We start from the raw sequence: 21,910 nt of genomic DNA, 5'->3' as shown, positions 1-21,910 counted from the left end.
AACTAGTCCCCAACAGATGTCCCCCGCGTCGGGGGCTGTTGCGGAACCGAAACCCGGACTAGCGTGCCGCACTATCAACGTTCCCGTTGGCAGGGAGGAGGCGAAGCGCCCATGACCCTGGTGCCGGTGGAGCGCTGAATCTCCGGGAGCGGAGTCTCCCCAGGTCACGCCCCGTTCTGGACGTCGAATCCCAGACATACCGGCGCCGCCAATGTTTTCGGCGGAGAGATCCAAGGCTCGCAAGCAGCGAGGGAGGTTCGTGTATGGACATCGTGGTTAAGGGCCGTAACGTCGAGGTGCCGGATCACTACCGAGTGCACGTCGAGGACAAGCTGACCCGGATGCAACGGTACGACCGCAAGGTCATCCGTTTCGACGTGGAGCTGTTCCATGAGCCCAACCGCAGGCAGCTCAAGAACTGCCAGCGGGTCGAGATCACCGGTGTGGGCCGCGGCCCCGCCGTTCGCGCCGAGGCGTGCGCGGGCGACTTCTACGCCGCGCTCGATCAGGCCGTGGCGAAACTCGAGAACCGGCTTCGCCGCCTGCATGACCGCAGGCGTGTCCACCACGGGCGACGCAGCCCGGCCTCCGTCGCGGAGGCGACCGCCGCTGTCAACGGCAGGCGGTCCGCACAGCTCGCGGTGCTCGACGCACCCGAGTTCGAGGGGATGCCCGAACTCCCCGAGCAGCAGCGCTGGACCGACGACCAGGCTGACAACCTCCCAGGTCGCGTAGTCCGGGAAAAGGAGCACCCGGCCAAGCCCATGACCGTCGACCAGGCCCTCTACGAGATGGAACTGGTCGGACACGACTTCTACCTCTTCGCCGACGTGGACTCCGGGCAGCCCAGCGTCGTGTACCGCCGCAGGGGCTTCGACTATGGCGTGATCAAGCTGGTCTGACCCAGCCCGCCAACGATGACGGATGCGGTGCCCCGGGGCGTGTCGGCCCCGGGGCACCGGCATGTGCGGAACCATGTGGCCCGGTGATGCGTTGGTCCTGTGGTGCTGCCCGCCCCGGTACCCTGCGCGAGCAGCCGACGCACGTCGCTGCACGCCACCGGTCGGGTTGCCTACGATGACGTACAGGAGCGTCCGTGGCGGACGCACGACAATCAGCTAGCGAGGTCGAGTCCGGATGGTGCTGTCCCGAATCCTGCGCGCGGGCGAGGGCAAGATGCTCAAGCGACTGCGCAACATCGCAGCGCACATCAACTCGCTGGAAGACGACGTCGTCGATCTGACCGACGACCAGCTGCGCGGCAAGACCGAGGAGTTCCGCAAGCGCTACGCCGACGGCGAGTCGCTCGACGACCTGCTGCCCGAGGCGTTCGCGGTGGCCCGTGAGGGCGCAAAGCGCGTGCTGGGCCAGCGGCACTTCGACGTCCAGCTGATGGGTGGCGCCGCGCTGCACCTCGGCCAGGTCGCCGAGATGCGTACCGGTGAGGGCAAGACCCTGACCTGTGTTCTCCCGTCCTACCTCAACGCCATCGCAGGCGACGGCGTGCACGTGGTCACCGTCAACGACTATCTGGTCAAGCGTGACGCGGAGTGGATGGGCCGCATCCACACCTTCCTCGGCCTGACCGTCGGCGCGATCCTGTCGGAGATGACCCCGCCCGAGCGCCGCGAGGCCTACAACTGCGACATCACCTACGGCACGAACAACGAGTTCGGCTTCGACTACCTGCGCGACAACATGGCGTGGAGCCTGGACGAGATGGTCCAGCGCGGCCACTGCTTCGCCATCGTCGACGAGGTCGACTCGATCCTGATCGACGAGGCCCGCACGCCGCTGATCATCTCCGGCCCGGCCGACCAGTCCTCCCGCTGGTACCAGGAGTTCGCCCGGCTCTCGCCGATGCTGAAGAAGGACCTGCACTACGAGGTCGACGAGCGCAAGCGCACGGTCGGCATCAGCGAGAAGGGCGTGGCGCTGGTCGAGGACCAGCTCGGCATCGAGAACCTCTACGAGGCGGCCAACACCCCGCTCGTGGGCTACCTGAACAACGCGCTCAAGGCCAAGGAGCTCTACAAGCGCGACAAGGACTACATCGTCCGCAACGGCGAGGTCCTGATCGTCGACGACTTCACCGGCCGCATCCTGGCCGGTCGCCGCTACAACGAGGGCATGCACCAGGCCATCGAGGCCAAGGAGAACGTCGAGATCAAGGCCGAGAACCAGACGCTGGCCACGATCACGCTGCAGAACTACTTCCGCCTCTACGACAAGCTCAGCGGCATGACCGGTACCGCCGAGACCGAGGCCGCCGAGTTCCACACCACCTACAAGCTCGGTGTCGTGCCCATCCCGACCAACCGCGACCTGATCCGCAAGGACCAGGCCGACCTCATCTACAAGACCGAGGAGGCGAAGTTCCTCGCCGTCGCCGAGGACATCGGCGAGCGGCACGTGAAGGGGCAGCCGGTCCTGGTCGGCACGACCAGCGTCGAGCGGTCGGAGTACCTGTCGAAGCTGCTGGTCAAGATGGGGATCCCGCACAACGTCCTCAACGCCAAGCACCACGAGAAGGAATCGCAGATCGTCGCCCAGGCGGGCCACAAGGGCGCGGTCACCGTCGCGACCAACATGGCGGGCCGTGGTACCGACATCGTGCTCGGTGGCAACCCCGAGCACATCGCCGAGGAGGCGCTGCGGGCCCGCGGTCTCGACCCGGTCGAGACCCCAGACGAGTGGCGCGCGGCGCTGCCCGGCGCGCTGGAGAAGGCCGAGCTCGAGGTCAAGGCCGAGAAGGTCGAGGTCCAGGCCGCGGGCGGGCTCTACGTGCTGGGCACCGAGCGGCACGAGTCGCGCCGCATCGACAACCAGCTGCGCGGCCGCTCCGGCCGTCAGGGCGACCCCGGCGAGTCGCGGTTCTACCTGTCGCTGGGCGACGAGCTGATGCGCCGGTTCAACGCGAGCATGGTCGAGCGGGTCATGGACACCCTCAAGGTGCCCGATGACCAGCCGATCGAGGCGAAGATGGTCACCAGGGCGATCAAGAGCGCGCAGACCCAGGTCGAGGGCCAGAACTTCGAGATCCGCAAGAACGTCCTCAAGTACGACGAGGTCATGAACAAGCAGCGCAAGGTGATCTACGGCGAGCGCCTGCGCGTCCTCAAGGGCGAGGATCTGCACGAGCAGATCGAGCACATGATCAGCGACACGGTCTCGGCCTACGTCGACGGCGCCACCGCTGACGGCTACGCCGAGGACTGGGACCACGAGAAGCTGTGGACGGCGCTCAAGACGCTCTACCCGGTCACCGTCACCTGGGACGAGCTGGCCGACAAGGCCGAGGGCGACGGCGGCGACATGGACCACGACTTCCTGCTCAAGGAGGTCACCGCCGACGCGCTGCAGGCCTACAAGGACCGCGAGCGCGACATCGACGGCCGGGTCGGCGATGGCGCGATGCGTGAGCTGGAGCGTCGGGTCATGCTGACCGTCCTCGACCGCAAGTGGCGCGAGCACCTCTACGAGATGGACTACCTCAAGGAGGGCATCGGCCTGCGCGCGATGGCCCAGCGCGACCCGCTGATCGAGTACCAGCGCGAGGGCTTCGAGATGTTCACCGTCATGCTCGACGCGCTCAAGGAGGAGTCGGTCGGCTACCTGTTCAACGTGCAGGTCGAGGCCGAGCCGCAGCCGCAGATCCAGCTGGCCCAGCCGTCGGCACTGCCGGTGGTCAACCAGCCGGTCGACCCGGCGGCGGCGGCCCGTCAGGCGGAGTTGGAGCAGCGGCAGGCCCGCGCCATCGCCGCGCAGCAGCGCGCGGCCGAGGAGCGGGCGGCGGCGGCCACCAAGGCCGAGCACGTGCCGCTTGCCCTGCGCGGCAAGGGCCTCGACGCCCCGACCCCGCAGAAGCTGAGCTACAGCGGCCCGGCCGAGGACGGCGGCGTCGAGTCGCACAGTGACGGCGCGGGCTCCGCTGGAGCGGCTGGCGCGGGCGTAACGCGCCGTGAGCGCCGTCAGGCTGAGCGCGACGCCAAGAAGCACAAGCCGACGCGTCGGTAGCGATGTGTGGCAGAGGCCCCGGCGATCAGCCGGGGCCTCTGCTGTCTGAGTGGGAGGATGGTGGCGTGTACGAGGCGCTGGTCGTGGACTACGCGGGCGTGTTCACCGAGCCCGCGATCGTCGAGGTCGTTCGCGCGGCGCGTCGATCCGGTCTGCGCACGGCGCTGCTGTCCAACGCCGACCGGCGGCCGTTGGTGCCGGACCTGTTCGACGTTGTGGTCGTCTCCGGTGAGGTGGGCGTGGCCAAACCGAACAAGGCGGTCTACGACCTCGTGGCCGAGCGGCTCGGCACCACGCCCGACCGGTGTGTCTTCGTCGACGACATCGCCCGCTACGTGCGCGGCGCGGCGGCGGCGGGCATGACCGGCGTGCACCACATCACCGTCGAGTCCACAGTGGACGAACTGGAGATCCTGCTGGGGCGCAAGTTAAGCGCGTGAGCGGCGGACCAGCTCGAAGCACAGCACGGCCGCCGCGCTGGCCACGTTCAGCGACTCCACCCCGCCCGCCATCGGGATCGACACCCACCGGTTGATGTGCGGCCGGACGCCGTCGGTCACCCCGGAGGTCTCGCTGCCCAGCACGAACGCCACCCGCTCCGGCAGCTCGACATCGAACACCGTGCGACGCGCGCCCGCGTCCATTCCGAACAGCGTGTAGCCCGCCGACCGCAGGTCCGCCGCCGCGTCGGCCGCCGACACGCAGCGCAGGACCGGCGCGGTGAACGCGACCCCGGCCGACGCCTTGACCACCAGCGGGTCGATCGTGGCCACGCCGCGGCGCGGGACCACGATCCCGCCGAGTCCGGCCGCGGTCGCGGTGCGCAGGATCATGCCGACGTTGGCAGGCGTGGTGATCCCGTCGAGCAGCAGCACCGAGCGCGGGGCCGAGCGGCCCGCGAGGGCGTCGGTGAGCAGGCGCATACGCGGCGCGACGACGTCGGCGAGGACGCCCTGGTCCTGTTTCCCGTTGCCCGCCAGCACCTTCACCCGCTGCGCGGTCGCGCGCTGGACCTGAACACCGCGGTGGCGCGCGGCGTCGAGGATCTCGCGGGCGGCGGCGCCGTGGGCGTTGTCGGCCAGGATCACTTTGTCGACCGACAGCCGGTCGTCGGCCAGTGCCTCCAGCACGGGCTTGCGGCCGTACACGGTGACGAAGCGGTCTTTCGGGGAAGCGGCGGAATCCACACCGAGCAGCATCGCACGTCACCTCCGCGACACCGCGATGTGTCAGGATCGAGTGCATGCCCGACCGCCTGTCCGCCCTCGACGCGTCCTTCCTCTACCTGGAGGATCAGGCGACACCGATGCACGTCGGCGGGGTCGCGGTCTTCCAGAAGCCGCGGACCGGGTTCTCCTACGCCCAGCTCGTGTCCCTGATCGAGCACCGGCTGCCGCTGGTCCCGCGCTACCGGCAGAAGGTCGTCGCCGTCCCAGGGCACCTGGCCCGCCCGGTCTGGGTCGATGATCCGCATTTCGACGTGGCCTACCACGTCCGCCGCTCCGCGCTGCCCAAGCCGGGCAGCGACGAGCAGCTGTTCGACCTGGTGGGCAGGCTGATGGCCCGGCCGCTCGACCAGAACCGCCCGCTGTGGGAGGCGTACCTGATCGAGGGCCTCGCGCACAGCCAGGTCGCCCTGGTCACCAAGACCCATCAGGCCATGGTCGACGGCGTGCGCACGATCGATTTCGCCCAGATCATCCTCGACCCGTCCCCGCACGCCGCGGATCCGCCGCCGGAGGAGCCGTGGCTGGCCCGCCGCATGCCGGGCCCGACCAAGCTGGTCATGGACGCGCTCGCCGAGACCGTCCAGCGTCCGCGCGAGATCGTGGAGAACGTGCGGTCCGCGGTGACCGACGTGGTGGCCACCTCGCAGAAGGTGGCGGGCGCGGTCGTCTCGGCGGTCGGCATCGCCGCGAACCCGACCTCCGGCGGGCCGCTGAACGCCCCGGTCGGCAAGGCCAGGCTGTTCGCGGTCGCCCGAACCCGTCTTGAGGACCTGCGCAGCGTCCGCGCCGGTCACGGCGGCACGGTGCACGACGTCATCCTGGCGGTCATCGCAGGCGCCCTGCGGGCGTGGCTGCTCTCGCGCGGCGAGCAGGTGACCTCGTCGAGCAAGGTCCGCGCGCTCGTCCCGCTGGCCGTGCGCGACGACGACGGGACCGTGCCCGGCATGCTGGGCAACCGGGTCAGCGCGCACCTGGTCGACCTGCCGGTCGGCGAGCCCAACCCGTTCGTCCGGCTGCACCACATCAGCCACGCCATGCGCGCCCACGGCGACGGCATGGCCGCCCGCGCCCTGCTCGGCGTCGGCGGATTCGCCCCGCCCACCCTGCACTCGCTGGGCGCGCGGGCGGCGGCGTCGTTCTCCCAGCGGATCTTCAACCTGGTCGTCACCAACGTCCCCGGCCCGCAGTTCCCGCTCTACGCGGGGCCCGCCCGGATGACCGAGATGTTCCCGGTGATGCCGCTCGGCAAGAACCACGCGCTCGCCATCGGGGTGACGTCCTATGACGGTGGCGTCTGCTTCGGCCTCACCGGGGACCGCTCTGCGATGGCGGATGTCGACGCGATGGCGAGAATGGTGGAAGAGTCTTTGGAAGAGTTGTTGACGACAGTGAGAGCGTGATGATTTGAGGGTCTACGTACCGGCGACAGTGGCCATCCTGCGCGAGCTGAACGAGGCGGGCGAGCTAGTCGCGGTGGGCAACACCGCGTTCGCGCTGACCCCGGCCCTGCGCGAGTCCTACGCGACCGGCGGCGACGAGGAACTGGAGTACGCCGCCATGCTCGACGCGGCCCGCGCTTCGCTGCGGCTGCTCAACGCCGAGCTGGAGAAGGATCCCAACACGGTCATGCGCCGCGCGGTGATCTCCGCCGACGTCGACGGTGCCGTGCTGCGGTCGGACCTCGACTACGCCGTGGTCAAGCTCGCGGGCCCGATCCCGCTCAAGGTCGTGGCCGCGATCCACCTCGACACCGAGGACGCCCAGGACGCCGTGCGCGCCGCCGCCGCCGTCGTCGATGCCGCTGACCTGGGCGATCCCGACGCCGAGTTCACCCTCGGGGACGCCGAGGACCACGAACTGGCCTGGTACGCCGTCCAGGAGCTGCCGTTTGTCCTGGAGCTGATGTAGGCCGACGAAACATCCCATGACAGGATGCGTGTCACCCGGGTGAGCGGCCACAAGCGGGGCTCACCACGCCAACAGGGAGGCGAGCCACACCGATGGACGCGATTTCGTCAGTTCCAGAGCCGTCGAACGAGCCCATCAACTCCTACGCGCCGGGCTCACCGCAGCGTGAGTCGCTCCAGCGCCGCATCGCGGAACTGGAGGCCGAGCGCGTCGAGCTGACCATGACGATCAACGGTGAGCAGCGCATGGCCGCTGGCGAGCGCATGGACGTGGTCCAGCCGCACGACCACGCCCACGTCCTCGGCGTGACCGCCCAGGCCACCCACACCGACGTGTCCGACGCCGTCGCCGCCGCGAAGAAGGCCGCCCCCGCCTGGCGCGAACTCCCCTTCGACGAGCGTGCCGCCGTCCTGCTGCGCGCCGCCGACCTCCTGGCGGGCCCCTGGCGCGACACGCTCAACGCCGCCACCATGCTCGGCCAGTCGAAGTCGGCTCAGCAGGCCGAGATCGACAGCGCGTGTGAGCTGATCGACTTCTGGCGCTACAACGTGGCCTTCGCCCGCAAGCTGATGGAAGAGCAGCCTTCGTCCGCGCCGGGCATGTGGAACCGGTTCGACCACCGCCCGCTGGACGGCTTCGTCACCGCGATCACCCCGTTCAACTTCACCGCCATCGCCGGGAACCTGCCGACCGCGCCCGCGCTCATGGGCAACACGGTCGTCTGGAAGCCGTCGCCCACCCAGCAGCTCGCCGCCCACCACACCATGCGTCTGCTGGAGGCCGCCGGACTCCCGGCCGGTGTCATCAACCTGGTGACCGGCCACGGCGCCGTGGTCTCCGAGGTCGCGATGACCGACCCGGGCTTCGCGGGCCTGCATTTCACCGGCTCCACGGCCACGTTCAAGTCCCTGTGGCGCCTCATCGGCGACAACCTCGACACCTACCGCTCCTACCCGCGCATCGTGGGCGAGACCGGCGGCAAGGACTTCATCGTCGCCCACCCGTCGGCCGACCCGGCGGCGGTCGCCATCGGCCTGGTCCGAGGTGCCTTCGAGTACCAGGGCCAGAAGTGCTCGGCCGCCTCCCGCGCCTACATCGCCAGGTCCCTGTGGGAGGGCGGCGTGCGCGAGCGGGTCGCCGACACGGTGGCCTCGCTGTCCTACGGCGACGTCACCGACTTCACCCACTTCGGCGGCGCGGTGATCGACGCCCGCGCGTTCGCCAAGCACAAGGCGGCCCTGGAAGCGGCGGCCGCGGACTCGTCCATCGAGGTCCTCGCGGGCGGCACCTGCGACGACTCGGTCGGCTACTTCGTCCAGCCCACCGTGCTGGTCGGGTCCGACCCGCTGAACGAGATCTTCACCACCGAGTACTTCGGCCCCATCCTCGCCATCTACGTCTATGACGACGCCGAGTACTCGAAGATCCTCGAACTGGTCGACACCTCGTCCCCCTACGCCCTCACCGGCGCCGTGTTCGCGACGGACCGCGCGGCGGTCGAGGAGGCCCACAAGGCTCTCCGTTTCGCGGCGGGCAACTTCTACGTCAACGACAAGCCCACGGGTGCCGTTGTCGGACAGCAGCCGTTCGGTGGCAGCCGGGCGTCGGGCACGAACGACAAGGCGGGCTCGATCTACAACCTGCAGCGGTGGGTGAGCCCCCGGTCGATCAAGGAGACTTTCGTTCCGCCGACCGATCACCGTTACCCGCACATGGGCTGATTCACCCCGGGAACAGCTCACCCATTTGTGCAGCTTGCGGCCTTTCGGGACCGTGATCTCATGAACGTATGAGCGAACTTTCCGCGCGGTTGCGCGCCCTGGCAACGGAATTGACCTCGGCACGCAACCGCGCGGGTCTCAGACTGCGTGAGGTAGAAGAGAAGCTGGACGTCTCGCTGGCGTCGCTGAGCCGAATCGAAAACGCGAAGCGAACTCCTACGGTCACGACTGTGGCGGGAATGCTCGCCATCTATGGCGTGGTCGGCGAGAAACGCAAGCGGATCATGACAATGATGGACGAGATCAAGGCCGCCACCTGGATGGAGGTCGGTCAGGACTTCGGCCACCTCTTCCAGGCGCTGGTCCGCTTCGAGAGCGACGCTCGGTCGATCACCAACTTCGCCCCATTCGTGGTGCCTGGCATGCTCCAGACACCCGCCTACGCCAGGGCCGTCACCTCGCTTGGCGACTCGTCCGCCGAGGTGCATGAATCCCTGATCGCCTCCCGCTTGGACCGCCAGACTGTCCTGGACCGTCTGGTGAGCCCCGACTACGTCGCGATCTTGGATGAAGCCGTGCTCCGCAGGGGCTTCGGCGGCGATGACGTGATGGCCGGTCAGATTCGCTGGCTGATCGAACGGGCGAACCTGCCGCACATCGGCATTCACGTCATCCCGTTTCGTCACGGCGGATATCACAACCCTGGCTACTTCTCGCTCTTCGAATTCCGCGACGAGACGCCGATCGTCTACATCGAGCAGGACGGCGCCCGCGGCTTCCTCGACCCCAAGGACGCACCCCGGTTCCAAGATCGGGCCGCTAGGCTGATGAAGACCGCGCTGGGGTCCACCGATTCGGTGAACTTCCTCGCCAGGGTGGCCGCTGACTACGAACGGGGCTGAAACACAATGGGTGCAGAGTGGCGGAAGTCGACCTTCAGCGGCACCGAACAGCCCGACTGTGTGGAGGTCGCCTACGCGGCCGAGGTCCGTCTCCGCGACTCCAAGAACCCCGACTCCGGCACCATCACCATCCCGGCTTCCTCCTGGCACAACCTGCTAATTAGGTGCGCTCAGCCCTGACACTGCCAGGTAGACGAGAAGCGCCCCACGGGAATCCCGTGGGGCGCTTCTCGTCAGCTAGTTGGATCAGCTGCCCGGCAGCTCAGCGACCTCAGCCGCGTCCGGAGCCTTGACCTCGACGCCCTTGCCCCAGTTGGAGTAGTCGGCCTGGACCTTGCCCGCGCCCGCACCGGCGGCCGTCGGGATGTCGATCACGAAGCGGACCGGCAGGTTCTCCTCGTTGATCCACACGTCGACCGGCATCTCCTTGACACCGGACTTCTCCAGTGCCTTGATGCCAGCCTCGTCCATGCCAAGCTGGGCGTCCTTGAGCTTGGCGGTGTCGACGATGATCGAGTAGTGCTTGACGGGCTTGCCGTCGATCTCCTCGTCCTTCACGGACTTGATCTGGCCCGAGTCCGCCAGCTGCTTGAGCGTCTGCGACGGGTCGGTGTTCTTCATCGAGCTCAGCGACGAACCCATCATCTTGGCGAGCGGGTTGTCCTTGTCGTTCAGGTCGAGCTTGAGCCACGGCTTGCCGGGCTGGATCTCCTGCGGGGTCTTGATGTAGATGATGTTGTCGACGAAGCGCATCGAGATCTCGCCCTCGCCGGTGGCCATCGTCATCTGCATCGCGGTCTTCTCGCCAGCGAAGTTGAAGTCGCCCTCGCCCTTGATCTTCTCGCCCGCGGCCTCACCGGTGAAGACGACGTGCGCGCTCTTGGCGCCGTCGCTCTTCTCGGCGACGGCATCGCTCAGGGCCTTGAGGCTGTCGAAGCCAGCGGCCTTGCCCGGCTTGTTTTCCGCGGCGGCCGACGTGCCGCCGGTGGAGGTGGTGGACGTACCGGAACTGCACGCGGTCAAGGTGAGCGCCGCCAGGGCAGCGCCGCAGACAAGCAGCGTCGTCTTGCGCATAACTGTGGGTGTCCCCTCAGAGATTGGCTCGGTCGCCCTTAGGACGTTCGGAGCTGTCCGGCGGTTGCGACCCCAGTACGGACAAGGTATCGAGCGGCTATTCGGCCGAATCAGACGGGTCCGACATGGCTATCGCCGTGCCGGAGACCGAGATCCCGGCCTCAGGATCAGCCGGGATCCCCACCGTGATCACGCCCGGCCGACCCAGGTCGTCGCCCTGGTGCACCGTCAGCGTCGCGGGCACCTCGACCAGCCCCAGTTCCCGCAGGTACCCGCCGAACGCCGCCGCCGCCGCGCCCGTCGCCGGGTCCTCGACCACCCCGCCGGGAGGGAACGGGTTGCGCGCCCAGAACACCGACGCCGACTCCCGCCACACCAGGTCCACCGTGGTCCACGAGTGCGCCGCCATCAGCGCGGACAGGGCGTCGAAGTCGTAGTCCAGATCCGCCAGCCGCTCCCGCGACCGCACCGCCACAATCGGGTGCCACGCGCCCGCGTAGGCGACCCGCGGTGGCAGCGCGGGGTCCAGGTCGTCCGGCGACCAGCGCAGCGCGGACAGCAGAGCGTCGAGATCGGTCATCTCGGCCGACTTCGGCGGCACGCTGACCAGCGTCGCGGTGATCTCGCCGTCGTCGACCGTGGTCACCTCGACCGGTCCGACCGACGTGTGGAACCGCACCGGCCCGACGCCGTTGGCGCGCGCGTACGCCACCGCCGCCGCGATCGTCGCGTGGCCGCAGAACGGGACCTCGGCCAGCGGGCTGAAATACCGGACGTCGACCTCGCCCGGCCCGCGCGGGATCAGGAACGCCGTCTCCGAGTAGCCAAGGTCGGCGGCCGCGGCGAGCATGGCCGCGTCGTCGGCCCCGGTCGCGTCGAGGACGACGCCGGCCGGGTTTCCGCCGGTCGGGTCGGTGCTGAAAGCGGTGTAGCGCAGGATCTGCATGCCCGGATTCTGTCAGTCGGCGTGCTCGTCGGCCCCCGCCTTCGACGCGAGCAGCCTGCGCAGCGAGGTGAGCCTGCCCACCGTGGCCGCGCCCTCCTCGACCACCGAGTCGAGCACGCAGTCCGGGTCCTCCGGCGCGCCGCGGTGGCCGCAGTTGGACGGGCATTCCTCGGCGGGCGCCACGAACTCCTCGAACGCCGCCACGATGTCGTTCGGCGTGACATGGGCCAGCCCGAACGACCGGATACCGGGCGTGTCGACCACCCAGCCGCCCGTGGGCAGCGCCAGCGCGACCGCCGTGGTCGACGTGTGCCTGCCCTTGCCGACGCCGCTGACCACGCCGACCGCCCTGGCCGCGTCCGGGACGAGGCGGTTGACCAGCGTCGACTTGCCCACCCCCGAGTGCCCGACCAGCGCGGACACCCGGTCGGTGAGCCGGTCGTGCAGGTCGGCCGGGTCCTGGTCCTGCCGGGTGATGACCACCGGCAGGTTCAGCTCCGCGTAGGCCGCCAGCAGGGTCGACGGGTCGGCGAGGTCGGACTTCGTCAGGCACAGGACAGGTTCGAGGCCGCCGGAGAAGGCCGCGACCAGGCAGCGGTCGATGAACCCGGTGCGCGGCGGCGGGTCGGCCAGCGCGCAGACGATCAGCAGCTGCTCGGCGTTGGCGACCACGACCCGCTCGAACGGGTCGGTGTCGTCGGCGGTCCGGCGCAGCACGCTGGCGCGGTCGGCGACGCGCACGATGCGGGCCAGTGTGTCGGCGTTGCCCGAGGTGTCGCCGACGATGTCGACCGAGTCGCCGACGACGACCGAAGTGCGGCCGAGTTCGCGGGCGCGCATGGCGATGACCAGGTGGTTCGGGTCGCGGTCGACCGCGCAGGTCCACCGGCCCCGGTCCTTGCCGACGACCATCGCGGTGACCGCGTCGGCGTGTTCTGGCCTGCGCTTGCTGCGTGGTCGCGTGCCTTTGCCGGGGCGCACCCGGACGTCGGCCTCGTCGAGCCTGCTCCAGTCACCGCGTTTCGACACGTCAGCGCGCCAGCATCCGGGTCCACATGGCCGGGAAGTCGGGCATTGTCTTGGCGGTAGTGGCGATGTCGTCGACCGACACCCCCGCGACGACCAGGCCGATGATCGCGCCGGCCGTCGCCATCCGGTGGTCGGCGTAGGCCCGCCATGGGCCGCCGTGCAGCTTCGCGGGGCGGATCGTCAGACCGTCCTCGGTCTCCTCCGCCGCGCCGCCGAGGCCGTTGATCTCGGCGACGAGCGCGGCGAGGCGGTCGGTCTCGTGGCCGCGCAGGTGCGCGATGCCGCGCAGGTGGGACGGGCCGTCGGCGAGCGCGGCGAGCGCGGCCACGGTCGGGGTCAGCTCGCCGATCTCGCGCATGTCGATGTCCACACCGGACAGTGTGGCCGGTCCGCGCACGGTCAGCGCGCCGTCGGCCTGCGTCACCTCGGCGCCCATGTCGGCCAGGATCCCGCAGATCGCGTCGCCGGGCTGCGTGGTCGCGTCGGGCCAGCCGGTGATGGTCACCGCGCCGCCGGTCACCGCGGCGGCGGCCAGGAACGGGGTCGCGTTGGACAGGTCGGGCTCGATCACCCAGTCCCGCGCGGCGATCGGGCCGGGCTCGACCCGCCAGGTGTTGGGCTCGCTGTCGTCGACCGCGACGCCCGCGGTGCGGAGCATGGCGACGGTCATCTCGATGTGCGGCATCGAGGGGACGGGCTTGCCGTCGTGGTGGACCGTCAGGCCCTTGTCGTACCGGGCGCCGGACAGCAGCAGGCCCGAGACGAACTGGGAGGACGCCGACGCGTCGATGGTGACGGTGCCGCCCGCGACCGCGCCGGTCCCGGCCATGGTGAAGGGCAGCGAGTCGCCGGTGACCGCCGCGCCGACCGCCCGCAGCGCGTCGAGCACGGTGTTCATCGGCCGCTCACGGGCGCGCGGGTCGCCGTCGAAGCGGATCTCGCCGTCGGCCAGCGCGGCGGCGGGCGGGACGAAGCGCATGACCGTGCCCGCCAGGCCGCAGTCGATGGTGGCGGGCCCGCGCAACCCGTCGTGGGCGCCGACGGCGATCGTCGTGCCGTCGACCTCGATCGGCACCCCGAGCGAGCGCAGCGCGGCGATCATCAGGTCGGCGTCGCGGCCCTCCAGCGCGCCGGTGAGCGTGCCCGCGCCGCCGCTGAGCGCGGCCAGGACCAGCGCGCGGTTGGTGATCGACTTGGAACCGGGGACCGCCAGCGTGGCGTGGACGGGGGCGGGCGCTACCGGGGCTGACCAGGGCTGCGGCATGCGGCAATCTTCCCGTACGCGGGGGAGCCTGTGGATACCGGCTCGCCACTGTCGGTCCGGCGTGTCACGATGCTGTGTCTTCCCCAGGTGCGGAGGTGAGCCGACTTTGTGCGGCAGGTACGCGGCCACGAAGGACCCGGCGACCCTGGCGGCCGAGTTCGACGCCATCGACGTGCTCGGCGACGGCGGCCCCGACGTCGACTTCAACGTGGCGCCGACCGACCCGGTGGTGACGGTGGTCCAGCGCCATCCGCGTGACGCAGCGGGCATGGCCGACCGGACGCGCACCGAGCGCACCCTGCGCGTGATGCGCTGGGGTCTGGTCCCCGCGTGGTCCAAGGACGCCTCCGGCGCCGCTCGGATGATCAACGCCCGCTCGGAGAGCGCGGCCACCAAGCCCGCCTTCAAGAAGTCCCTGGCCGAACGCCGCTGCATCATCCCCGCCGACGGCTGGTACGAGTGGCGGCGGGAGGGCACGGTCAAGCAGCCGTTCTACACCTCCTCGCCGGACGGCCACAGCCTGGCGATGGCGGGCCTGTGGACCACCTGGCGCCCCGACCAGGACGCCCCGATGCTGATCACCTGCTCGGTGCTCACGACGGCTGCGGTCGGCCTGCCCGCCGAGATCCACGACCGGATGCCCCTGCTGCTGGCCCGCTCGGCCTGGGACCAATGGCTCGACCCGGACGTCGCCGAGGTGTCCGAGCTGCTGGCCCCACCGTCGGATGACCTGGTCGCCACCCTGGCGATGCGTCCGGTGTCCACCGCCGTCAACAGCGTCCGCAACAACGGCCCAGAACTCCTCGCGCCGTACGAAGAGCCCCGCGAACTGGACTTATTCGATGACGCGCGCTGAGATCGACACCCCCCACGGCCTGGCCCGCGCCGAACTCCACTGCGCCCCCGAAGGCCGTGCGGGCTTGCTCCTCGGTCACGGCGCGGGCGGCGGCATCGGCGCCCCCGACCTCGTCGCCGCCACCCGCGGCGCCACCGCGGCGGGCGTCCACGTCGCCCTGGTCGAACAGCCCTACCGCGTCGCGGGCCGCCGCGCCCCCGCTCCTGCGGGGCATCTCGACACCGCGTGGCTGGCCGTCGCCGACCACCTGTCCAGCCTCTGGTTCGACGGCCTGCCCATGGTCTTCGGCGGCCGGTCGTCCGGCGCCCGGGTCGCGTGCCGAACGGCACTGGAGGGCCAGGCGGTCGCGGTCGTGTGCCTGGCGTTTCCGCTGCACCCGCCGGGAAAGCCGGAGAAGACGCGACTGTCCGAACTGGACGAGGTGACGGTGCCGACTCTGGTGGTGCAGGGCGAGATGGACTCGTTTGGTCGGCCGCCCGGCGCGCACCACCGCGAGATCGTGCTGGTGCCGGGGGACCACAGCCTCAAGAAAGAGCTACCCCGAATCTCCCGCACGGTCGAGGAATGGCTCGACCGCATCCTGCGTCCCCTGGACTGACGGCCCGACCCTCGTGACGCGTCTCGTCGGACGATGGGTAACACTGGTGGTAACATTGCTTGTATGACGCAGCAGCTGTCGATGAAGATCCCCGACGAGTTGGACGCGCGATTGCGCGCCGCGGCGGGCGGCAATGTATCGCAGTGGGTAGCCGAAGCCATTCAGGACCGTCTTGATCGCGAGATGTGGGAGCAGTCGAAGGTAGTCGACCAAATGCTCGGCATCACGCAGGAATGGATGTACGACCAGATGCGCTTGCGCGACCAGGCGCGTGGCGAGGCTTTGCGTTGAAGCAAGGAGAGATCCGTCGGTTGCTGGCCACCGCATCCACCGTTCCGGTGCACGTCCTGGTGTTGTCCGGTGCACGCTACCTCGCAGCAGGCAAGGGTCGCGTGATTGTGTGCCATGTGGTGCCCGGTGCTGTGCCCGATGACTTCACCTCGGTGCACAGGGTTCGCTACCAGACCGAGGAGGGCGTGGACACAATCGGCTTGGCAGTGCCCGACCTGATCGACTGGTACCCGGCCTCCGCGCTGGGCGAGCCGGTAGGCTCCGTGTCCGACATAGGCCCAGTGATGCGTCTGGTGGATGCCCTGTTCCGGTGAGGTTCTCAGGCCGCGATAGGTGCTACGACCGCCGATAGCAATGCCACCAGATCCGCCGCCGCGACTTCCACCTCAAGCCCGCGCCGACCAGCCGAGCAGAACATCGTCGGCATCTCCAGCGCACTCGAGTCCAATACAGTCCGCAGACGCTTCTTCTGGCCGAGGGGCGAGATCCCGCCCGCCACGTACCCCGTGGCCCGTTCCGCCGCCGCGACCTCGGCCATCTTCGCCCGCTTGCCCCCGACCGCCGCGGCAAGTGCCTTCAGGTCCAACTGGCCTGCGACAGGCACGATTCCGACCGTGAGCGCGCCATCCACATCGGCTAGGAGCGTCTTGAACACCCGCGACGGGTCGACACCCATGGCCGCGGCTGCCTCCAACCCGAATGACTCGTGTCGCGGGTCGTGCTCGTACGAATGCACAGTGTGGGCGATCTTGCGCTGAGTCAGCAGCGCGGTCGCCGGGGTACCTCGTCCAGCCACTCGCACAGTCTAAGGATGTGGCCCATGACCTTGGCCCACCACTAGGGAATGCGGCGCCGGATTCATGCGTTATCCCGCACGTGCTGACTGAGCTGATCCACGAATCGAAGCGTCCAAGCTCACGTCCCGCGCGTGGCGCAGGCCACAGCGGGCCGGGCGAGGGCCGCGTACGCTCGGTCAAGCGCTATTCGTCGATGGAAGGGAGCGCGGTGCCCCGCACGGAAACCTCCGCCCAACGGGCCGAGCGGTTCGAGCGTGACGCCATGCCCCTGATCGACCAGCTCTACTCGGCCGCGTTGCGGATGACGCGCAACCCCGCCGACGCGGAGGATCTGGTCCAGGAGACCTATCTGAAGGCGTACGCCGCCTTCGAGTCGTTCGCCGCGGGGACCAACCTCAAGGCGTGGCTCTACCGGATCCTCACCAACACCTACATCAACGGCTACCGCAAGAAGCAGCGGCAGCCGCTGCAGTCGCCGACCGACGAGATCACCGACTGGCAGCTCGCCAAGGCCGAGAACCACACCTCCAGCGGGCTGCGCTCCGCCGAGGTCGAGGCCATGGACCTGCTGCCGGACGACGATGTGAAGCAGGCGCTGCAGCAGCTGCCGGAGGAGTTCCGGCTCGCGGTCTACCTTGCCGACGTCGAGGGTTTCGCGTACAAGGAGATCGCCGAGATCATGGGTACGCCCATCGGTACCGTGATGTCGCGACTGCACCGGGGCAGGCGCCAGCTGCGCGACCTGCTCGCCGACGTGGCCAGGGAACGCGGATTCATCCGCCCGGCGAAACAGCAGGAGGTGGCGGGAGCGTGACGAACTGCGGCGGCGACCACGAGACCGACTGCTCCGACGTCCTCAACGAGGTCTGGCTCTTCCTCGACCAAGAGTGCGACGTGACCCGGCGGGCGCTTCTGGAGCGGCACCTCAACGAGTGCAGCCCGTGCCTTGAGGAGTACGGCCTCGAGGAGCACCTCAAGATCCTGCTGGCCCGCAAGTGCGGCGGCGACCACGCGCCGGACGAGCTCAAGGAGCGCCTGCGCGCCTCGATCCGGCAGACCGTGATCAAACACGGTGGAGCGAACTTCAAAGAGTGAGAACAGGCCCCGGCGGAATCCGCCGGGGCCTGCCACGTCAGAGCCAGGCTCAGGCGTTGGGGCGCTTACCGTGGTTCGCGCCACCCTTCTTGCGGTCACGACGCTTGCGGGCGCGCTTCGACATCGGTAATCCTCCTACGTTCGACTGGCCGTGCGCCGCGTAGCAGACGCGCGACACACCTTCGGGCACAATTTTGCCACGCGTCCGTTGTCGCGTTCGCCAGGGCCGATCGTGGTTGGATTATCCCGAGCGGAACACCCATGAGGAGGAACTGTCGGATGGCCCACGAGATCCATGCCGAGATCGTCGCGAGCGTGTTGAAGGTCGTCGCCCACGAGGGGCAGGACCTGGCCGCGGGCGACACGGTGGTGATCCTGGAGTCCATGAAGATGGAGATCCCGGTGCTGACCGAGGAAGACGGCACACTGACGAAGCTGGCCGTGCGGGAAGGCGACGTCATCCAAGAGCATGACCTGATCGCCATCGTGGGCTGACGGCCGCCGTGTCGACGCTGGCCGACCTGCTGGCCCACCACACCGGACTGTCCGCGGGCGCGGTCGACCACCTGCAGACGGTGGTGGCGGAGTGGCAGCTGCTGTCGGACCTCTCGTTCGCCGACTTCCTGCTCTGGGTCAAACAGACCGAGAGCGAGGACGGCACGCCGCTGCCCGCCGACGCCGAGGAACGCTTCCTCTGTGTCGCGCAGGCCAGGCCGACGACCGCGCCGACCGCGCACCCCGACGACGTCGTCAGCAGCCACACCAACGCCACCGAGCACCCGCAGCTGCGCCGGGCCATCGTGGAACGGCGGATCTGCCGCGAGGAGGACCCGCGCTGGCACCTTGGCGTGCCGGTGCGCCGCGAGGTGATCCCGGTGCAGTTCGGCGGCGAGATCGTCGCGGTGCTGTCGCGGGAGACGAACCTGGCCGTCCCTCGGGTGCCCAGCGCCCTGGAGATCGCCTACCTCGGCATCGCGGGCGACCTGTGCCAGATGGTCACCGACGGCACCTTCCCGGCCGTCGAGCCGTCCCCTGACGTGCATACCAGCCCCCGCGTCGGCGACGGGCTGATGCGGCTGGACCCGGCGGGCGCGGTGGTCTTCGCCAGCCCGAACGCGCTCTCGGCGTATCACCGGATGGGCCACGCCGCCGACCTGATCGGGGTGCGGCTGGCCCCGCTGACCAGGTCGCTGATGGCCGACCCGTTCGACGCCACCGAGATCTCCCAGCGCATCCTGCAGGCCCTGGAGGGCCAGCCGAGCATGCGCATGGAGGCCGAGTCGCGCCGCGGCGCGGCTGTACTGTTCCGCGCGTTGCCGCTGCGGCCCGGCGGCAAGCCCGCGGGCGCGCTGGTGCTGTGCCGCGACGTCACGGAGGTCCGCCGCCGCGACCGCGCGCTGCTGTCGAAGGACGCGACGATCCGCGAGATCCACCATCGGGTGAAGAACAATCTCCAGACCGTCGCCGCGCTGCTTCGCCTGCAATCGCGGCGCACGAGCAGCCCGGAGGCCAAGGAGGCGCTGGCCGAGTCGGTCCGCCGGGTCGCCGCGATCGCGATGGTGCACGAGACGCTGTCCACCTCGGTCGACGAGCGGGTCGACCTGGACGCCCTGGTCGACAAGGTCATCCCGGTGGTCGGCGACGTCGCCGTCGCCGAGAGCCATGTGAAGGTCCGCAAGACCGGCCAGTTCGGGGTCGTGGCCGCCGAGGTCGCGACGCCGCTGGTGATGGTGCTGACCGAGCTGATCCAGAACGCTGTCGAACACGCCTACCCGGCGGGCAGCTCGGGCGAGGTCGTCGTCACCGCCGAGCGCTCGGCCCGGTGGGTCGACGTCGTGGTGGCCGACGACGGCCGGGGCCTGCCGCGTGGATTTTCACTCGAACGGACTAATGGGCTCGGGCTGCAGATCGTGCGCACCCTCGTCGAGTCCGAGTTGCGCGGCACGCTCTCGCTGCGCCGTCGCGAGCCCAAGGGCACAGAGGCGATCTTGCGCGTTCCGCTTACCTCGCGTCGATAGCTGATCGCTATTCACCGCATTGCGTAACAATGCAAAAGGCCCCCGTGTCGCGTTTCCGCGCACAGGGGCCTTTCGACGGAAGCTCAGGCGTTGCTGCGTGCCCGGGTCCGAGCGTTGCGGCGCTTCAGCGCGCGACGCTCGTCCTCACTCATTCCGCCCCAAACGCCAGCATCCTGGCCGCTCTCGAGTGCCCAGGACAGGCAGTTGGAAGCGACGGGGCAGCGGTGACAAACGGCCTTCGCCTCGGAGACCTGCAGGATCGCCGGGCCGCTGGTTCCCACGGGGAAGAACAGCTCGGGGTCCTCGTCACGGCAGGCCGCGCGGTGGCGCCAGTCCATTTCTACTTGCTCCTCGCTCGGGCGCGCTGATAGCGCGCCTCTAGGTCGTATCCGGTCGTCGGGGTGCTTGTGAATGGTTTCACGAACCCAGGAGATGTCAAGGGTTCTTCCGCGCCCGGTGAGTGAACTCACCCGAAAGATCGACGTCAAAGCACTTTCGGAGCGGAGAGCAACGATTCGGTCTCAGAGGCCCTCTGGTCTGGACCGATGATCAGATCGCGACGGTCAGCGCCTTCGGCATCGAGGTGAACTCGACGCGCGTTCGGGCGCCGATGAGGTCTCCGTCACACTGCAGCTGGACCGGGTTCGCGGCGGTCACGACCAGCTTGGCGACGTCGTCGCGGCGGACCAGGTTCTTGCCCTTGGTCTCGCCTTTGCCGCTGAACGCCTGGGCGACGTGGCGGACCACCGTGGGCGCGCGCAGTGTCCGCAGGGCGAACAGGCCGAGGCCGGTGTCGAACGACGTGCCGTGGTTGAGGTGGATCGCCCGCGACCCCATATAGGTCCACGGGTCGGTGTTGGAGATGAACGCCAGGCGCAGGCCCTCGATCGGGTCCTCGCCGGGGATGTGGACTGTGAGGTCCGGCTTGCCGTGTCGGGGCCGCAGGTAGCGGGCGGCGGCGATGCGCGTGTAGAGCGCCGGGCTGGCCTTCTTGCCACGCTTGCGGTCGACGTCGGCGACCACCTCGGCGTCCCAGCCCATGCCAGCGCTGAAGGTGAACCACCGGGTCTGACCAGCGCCGATGTCGACCATGCCGAGCCCGACTTCGCGGCGGCGGCCCTCTTCGATCGCGCGCAGCAGGATGTGGGTGGCCTCGACCGGGTGCCGCGGCAGCCCGAGGGAGCGGGCGAAGACGTTGGCCGACCCGCCGGGGACGACGCCCAGCATCGGCACGTGGCCACCCGCGCTGAGCATGCCGTTGACGACCTCGTTGACCGTGCCGTCGCCACCGTGCGCCACGACCAGGTCGACGTTGTCCAACGCGGCCTGCGCCGCGGCCGCCATGGCGTGACCGCGGTAGTCGGTCTCGACGATGTCGAGTTTCACCTGGCTGGCCAGGGCGTGCGCGAGCACGTCGCGACCGGCGGGAGTGGTCGCGGTGGCCTGCGGGTTCACCACAAGGACTGCGCGCATTACCGCAGGGTAAGGCAGCAGGGGCTCCCGTCTTGCTCTCACCCACCCCAAACGGGTGAGTCAGGTGTCATCCGATCGTGTTGCCCGTGACCGAGTTTGATCTCCCTTCGGCACCGCTGCTCGCCCCGGCATCGGTGAGTGCACCCAGACGACCGTCTGCTCATCGACCCGCGGGACTGACACCCATGATCCTTCACCGCCCCACCGACAAAAGCCACGGCCGTCCGGGTGGCATACGATCGGCGGTGTGCACGGACCGTCATCGTGCGCTAAATCCCGCGCTTGAAAGGCCGCCGTGCGTATCGCATCCGATGCCCCTCGGACCATCCTCGGCGCCGGGCTCATGGTCGCCCTGCAGGGCCTGACCGGCCTGGTCTTCGCCGTCGTCCTCGTCGTCTCCGGCAGTTCGACGCCGGGCAACAACGTCTATGGCGAGGCCGCGTACTTCGCCGTGCTGGCCGCGGGCGTGCTGGCCGCGGGCATCGGCCTGCTGCTGGGCAAGCACTGGGCGCGCAGCCCGTCGATCGTCATGCAGATCCTGCTGCTTGGCGTGGCCTGGTACGCCGCGGGCCCGTCGGGCAGGCCCGAGTTCGGCGTCCCGTTCGGCCTGCTCGTGCTCGGCACGCTGGTACTGCTCTTCCACCCCCGGTCGTCGGCCTGGGCGCAGGGCGACAGCGGCGCGGGGGACTGAT

At 69.4% G+C, this 21,910-nt stretch carries 25 protein-coding genes and 2 pseudogenes; 18 read left to right on the top strand and 9 right to left on the bottom strand.

Annotated features, from left to right (window positions below):
• Positions 1-263 precede the first annotated feature (263 nt).
• The 4 genes and pseudogenes from hpf (at position 264) to BN1701_RS21835 (ending at position 4,457) form a co-directional block, all read left to right on the top strand.
• Complete coding sequence (gene hpf / locus BN1701_RS21845; RefSeq protein ID WP_054051729.1) at positions 264-902, top strand: ribosome hibernation-promoting factor, HPF/YfiA family; 639 nt, start codon at positions 264-266, stop codon at positions 900-902.
• A gap of 235 nt (positions 903-1,137) precedes the next feature.
• Positions 1,138-3,652, top strand: a pseudogene (gene secA, locus BN1701_RS21840) (preprotein translocase subunit SecA); the annotation flags it as partial.
• 167 nt (positions 3,653-3,819) lie between these two features.
• Positions 3,820-4,017: pseudogene (locus tag BN1701_RS38290) on the top strand (hypothetical protein); the annotation flags it as partial.
• 65 nt (positions 4,018-4,082) lie between these two features.
• A complete protein-coding gene (locus tag BN1701_RS21835) occupies positions 4,083-4,457 on the top strand; it encodes an HAD-IA family hydrolase (RefSeq protein WP_054051725.1) in 375 nt (124 codons plus the stop codon).
• Here the strand turns inward: BN1701_RS21835 and BN1701_RS21830 are convergent.
• A complete protein-coding gene (locus BN1701_RS21830; protein WP_054051723.1) occupies positions 4,446-5,216 on the bottom strand; it encodes an RNA methyltransferase in 771 nt (256 codons plus the stop codon). The genes BN1701_RS21835 and BN1701_RS21830 overlap by 12 nt on opposite strands.
• Before the next feature lie 44 nt (positions 5,217-5,260).
• Here BN1701_RS21830 and BN1701_RS21825 point away from each other — a divergent pair, with 44 nt between their 5' ends.
• From BN1701_RS21825 to BN1701_RS34520, 5 genes are all read left to right on the top strand, one after another.
• Positions 5,261-6,646 (top strand): wax ester/triacylglycerol synthase family O-acyltransferase, encoded by a 1,386-nt coding sequence (locus tag BN1701_RS21825; protein WP_054051721.1) that lies wholly within the window; start codon positions 5,261-5,263, stop codon positions 6,644-6,646.
• A 4-nt stretch (positions 6,647-6,650) separates the two neighbouring features.
• Positions 6,651-7,154 carry a hypothetical protein gene (locus BN1701_RS21820; RefSeq protein ID WP_082859980.1) on the top strand — a complete coding sequence of 168 codons (504 nt, stop codon included), beginning with the start codon at positions 6,651-6,653 and terminating at the stop codon, positions 7,152-7,154.
• A 92-nt stretch (positions 7,155-7,246) separates the two neighbouring features.
• Positions 7,247-8,875, top strand: coding sequence for an L-glutamate gamma-semialdehyde dehydrogenase (gene pruA, locus BN1701_RS21815; RefSeq protein WP_054051720.1), 1,629 nt, complete (start codon positions 7,247-7,249; stop codon positions 8,873-8,875).
• A gap of 68 nt (positions 8,876-8,943) precedes the next feature.
• On the top strand, positions 8,944-9,777 hold the full coding sequence (locus tag BN1701_RS21810; RefSeq protein WP_054051718.1) for a helix-turn-helix transcriptional regulator: 834 nt from the start codon (positions 8,944-8,946) through the stop codon (positions 9,775-9,777).
• 6 nt (positions 9,778-9,783) lie between these two features.
• Positions 9,784-9,957 (top strand): DUF397 domain-containing protein, encoded by a 174-nt coding sequence (locus BN1701_RS34520; RefSeq protein WP_082859979.1) that lies wholly within the window; start codon positions 9,784-9,786, stop codon positions 9,955-9,957.
• Between the two features lie 66 nt (positions 9,958-10,023).
• Here the strand turns inward: BN1701_RS34520 and BN1701_RS21805 are convergent, their stop codons facing one another.
• The 4 genes from BN1701_RS21805 to aroA all read right to left on the bottom strand — a co-directional run bounded on the left by BN1701_RS21805 (position 10,024) and on the right by aroA (position 14,090).
• Complete coding sequence (locus BN1701_RS21805; RefSeq protein WP_054051716.1) at positions 10,024-10,851, bottom strand: hypothetical protein; 828 nt, start codon at positions 10,849-10,851, stop codon at positions 10,024-10,026.
• 97 nt (positions 10,852-10,948) lie between these two features.
• Positions 10,949-11,797 (bottom strand): PhzF family phenazine biosynthesis protein, encoded by an 849-nt coding sequence (locus BN1701_RS21800; RefSeq protein ID WP_054051714.1) that lies wholly within the window; start codon positions 11,795-11,797, stop codon positions 10,949-10,951.
• A gap of 12 nt (positions 11,798-11,809) precedes the next feature.
• Positions 11,810-12,826: a ribosome small subunit-dependent GTPase A gene (rsgA, locus tag BN1701_RS21795; RefSeq protein ID WP_054051712.1), complete on the bottom strand. Its 1,017-nt coding sequence runs from the start codon at positions 12,824-12,826 to the stop codon at positions 11,810-11,812.
• Position 12,827: 1 nt separating this feature from the next.
• A complete protein-coding gene (aroA, locus tag BN1701_RS21790; RefSeq protein WP_054051710.1) occupies positions 12,828-14,090 on the bottom strand; it encodes a 3-phosphoshikimate 1-carboxyvinyltransferase in 1,263 nt (420 codons plus the stop codon).
• A 106-nt stretch (positions 14,091-14,196) separates the two neighbouring features.
• Between aroA and BN1701_RS21785 the strand changes: the two genes are divergently transcribed.
• The 4 genes from BN1701_RS21785 (at position 14,197) to BN1701_RS21770 (ending at position 16,149) form a co-directional block, all read left to right on the top strand.
• The gene (locus BN1701_RS21785; protein WP_054051708.1) at positions 14,197-14,946 is read left to right on the top strand and encodes an SOS response-associated peptidase; all 750 of its coding nucleotides are present in this window, start codon (positions 14,197-14,199) and stop codon (positions 14,944-14,946) included.
• Entirely contained in the window at positions 14,933-15,544 is a 612-nt protein-coding gene (locus BN1701_RS21780; RefSeq protein ID WP_054051705.1) for an alpha/beta family hydrolase, read from the top strand. Before BN1701_RS21785 ends, BN1701_RS21780 begins: the two co-directional genes overlap by 14 nt.
• A 63-nt stretch (positions 15,545-15,607) precedes the next feature.
• Entirely contained in the window at positions 15,608-15,835 is a 228-nt protein-coding gene (locus BN1701_RS21775; RefSeq protein ID WP_054051703.1) for a hypothetical protein, read from the top strand.
• A gap of 20 nt (positions 15,836-15,855) precedes the next feature.
• Positions 15,856-16,149, top strand: a complete 294-nt coding sequence (locus BN1701_RS21770) for a hypothetical protein (protein WP_054051701.1) — start codon at positions 15,856-15,858, stop codon at positions 16,147-16,149.
• A 5-nt stretch (positions 16,150-16,154) separates the two neighbouring features.
• Here the strand turns inward: BN1701_RS21770 and ybaK are convergent, their stop codons facing one another.
• Positions 16,155-16,631, bottom strand: coding sequence for a Cys-tRNA(Pro) deacylase (ybaK, locus tag BN1701_RS21765; RefSeq protein WP_054051699.1), 477 nt, complete (start codon positions 16,629-16,631; stop codon positions 16,155-16,157).
• 194 nt (positions 16,632-16,825) lie between these two features.
• On the opposite strand from ybaK, the gene BN1701_RS21760 reads away from it, so the two are divergent.
• A complete protein-coding gene (locus tag BN1701_RS21760; RefSeq protein WP_054051697.1) occupies positions 16,826-17,446 on the top strand; it encodes a sigma-70 family RNA polymerase sigma factor in 621 nt (206 codons plus the stop codon).
• Positions 17,443-17,727: a mycothiol system anti-sigma-R factor gene (gene rsrA / locus BN1701_RS21755; RefSeq protein WP_054051695.1), complete on the top strand. Its 285-nt coding sequence runs from the start codon at positions 17,443-17,445 to the stop codon at positions 17,725-17,727. The genes BN1701_RS21760 and rsrA overlap by 4 nt, the downstream gene beginning before the upstream one ends.
• Before the next feature lie 49 nt (positions 17,728-17,776).
• Here rsrA and BN1701_RS38285 read toward each other — a convergent pair whose 3' ends face one another.
• Positions 17,777-17,851, bottom strand: coding sequence for a 50S ribosomal protein bL37 (locus BN1701_RS38285; RefSeq protein WP_096498094.1), 75 nt, complete (start codon positions 17,849-17,851; stop codon positions 17,777-17,779).
• 155 nt (positions 17,852-18,006) lie between these two features.
• On the opposite strand from BN1701_RS38285, the gene BN1701_RS21750 reads away from it, so the two are divergent.
• The gene (locus tag BN1701_RS21750) at positions 18,007-18,222 is read left to right on the top strand and encodes a biotin/lipoyl-binding carrier protein (RefSeq protein WP_054051694.1); all 216 of its coding nucleotides are present in this window, start codon (positions 18,007-18,009) and stop codon (positions 18,220-18,222) included.
• 8 nt (positions 18,223-18,230) lie between these two features.
• Positions 18,231-19,745: a sensor histidine kinase gene (locus tag BN1701_RS21745; protein WP_054051692.1), complete on the top strand. Its 1,515-nt coding sequence runs from the start codon at positions 18,231-18,233 to the stop codon at positions 19,743-19,745.
• Between the two features lie 83 nt (positions 19,746-19,828).
• Here BN1701_RS21745 and BN1701_RS21740 read toward each other — a convergent pair whose 3' ends face one another.
• Positions 19,829-20,083, bottom strand: a complete 255-nt coding sequence (locus BN1701_RS21740; protein ID WP_054051690.1) for a WhiB family transcriptional regulator — start codon at positions 20,081-20,083, stop codon at positions 19,829-19,831.
• A 211-nt stretch (positions 20,084-20,294) separates the two neighbouring features.
• Positions 20,295-21,218, bottom strand: a complete 924-nt coding sequence (locus tag BN1701_RS21735; RefSeq protein ID WP_054051688.1) for a diacylglycerol kinase family protein — start codon at positions 21,216-21,218, stop codon at positions 20,295-20,297.
• A 295-nt stretch (positions 21,219-21,513) separates the two neighbouring features.
• Here BN1701_RS21735 and BN1701_RS21730 point away from each other — a divergent pair, with 295 nt between their 5' ends.
• A complete protein-coding gene (locus tag BN1701_RS21730) occupies positions 21,514-21,909 on the top strand; it encodes a hypothetical protein (RefSeq protein ID WP_054051687.1) in 396 nt (131 codons plus the stop codon).
• Position 21,910: the final 1 nt, after the last annotated feature.

Source organism: Alloactinosynnema sp. L-07 (assembly GCF_900070365.1).
In the GTDB taxonomy this organism is placed as follows: domain Bacteria; phylum Actinomycetota; class Actinomycetes; order Mycobacteriales; family Pseudonocardiaceae; genus Actinokineospora.
This window is presented reverse-complemented; position numbering and strand designations above follow the sequence as displayed.

What these genes read in the sequence shown, in the direction of transcription:
- hpf (WP_054051729.1), top strand. Translation starts at nt 264, where the DNA reads ATGGACATCGTGGTTAAGGGCCGTAACGTCGAGGTGCCGGATCACTAC.
- BN1701_RS21830 (WP_054051723.1), bottom strand. Translation starts at nt 5,216, where the DNA reads ATGCTGCTCGGTGTGGATTCCGCCGCTTCCCCGAAAGACCGCTTCGTC.
- BN1701_RS21825 (WP_054051721.1), top strand. Translation starts at nt 5,261, where the DNA reads ATGCCCGACCGCCTGTCCGCCCTCGACGCGTCCTTCCTCTACCTGGAG.
- pruA (WP_054051720.1), top strand. Translation starts at nt 7,247, where the DNA reads ATGGACGCGATTTCGTCAGTTCCAGAGCCGTCGAACGAGCCCATCAAC.
- BN1701_RS21810 (WP_054051718.1), top strand. Translation starts at nt 8,944, where the DNA reads ATGAGCGAACTTTCCGCGCGGTTGCGCGCCCTGGCAACGGAATTGACC.
- BN1701_RS34520 (WP_082859979.1), top strand. Translation starts at nt 9,784, where the DNA reads ATGGGTGCAGAGTGGCGGAAGTCGACCTTCAGCGGCACCGAACAGCCC.
- BN1701_RS21805 (WP_054051716.1), bottom strand. Translation starts at nt 10,851, where the DNA reads ATGCGCAAGACGACGCTGCTTGTCTGCGGCGCTGCCCTGGCGGCGCTC.
- BN1701_RS21800 (WP_054051714.1), bottom strand. Translation starts at nt 11,797, where the DNA reads ATGCAGATCCTGCGCTACACCGCTTTCAGCACCGACCCGACCGGCGGA.
- aroA (WP_054051710.1), bottom strand. Translation starts at nt 14,090, where the DNA reads ATGCCGCAGCCCTGGTCAGCCCCGGTAGCGCCCGCCCCCGTCCACGCC.
- BN1701_RS21780 (WP_054051705.1), top strand. Translation starts at nt 14,933, where the DNA reads ATGACGCGCGCTGAGATCGACACCCCCCACGGCCTGGCCCGCGCCGAA.
- BN1701_RS21775 (WP_054051703.1), top strand. Translation starts at nt 15,608, where the DNA reads ATGACGCAGCAGCTGTCGATGAAGATCCCCGACGAGTTGGACGCGCGA.
- BN1701_RS21760 (WP_054051697.1), top strand. Translation starts at nt 16,826, where the DNA reads ATGGAAGGGAGCGCGGTGCCCCGCACGGAAACCTCCGCCCAACGGGCC.
- BN1701_RS21750 (WP_054051694.1), top strand. Translation starts at nt 18,007, where the DNA reads ATGGCCCACGAGATCCATGCCGAGATCGTCGCGAGCGTGTTGAAGGTC.
- BN1701_RS21740 (WP_054051690.1), bottom strand. Translation starts at nt 20,083, where the DNA reads ATGGACTGGCGCCACCGCGCGGCCTGCCGTGACGAGGACCCCGAGCTG.
- BN1701_RS21735 (WP_054051688.1), bottom strand. Translation starts at nt 21,218, where the DNA reads ATGCGCGCAGTCCTTGTGGTGAACCCGCAGGCCACCGCGACCACTCCC.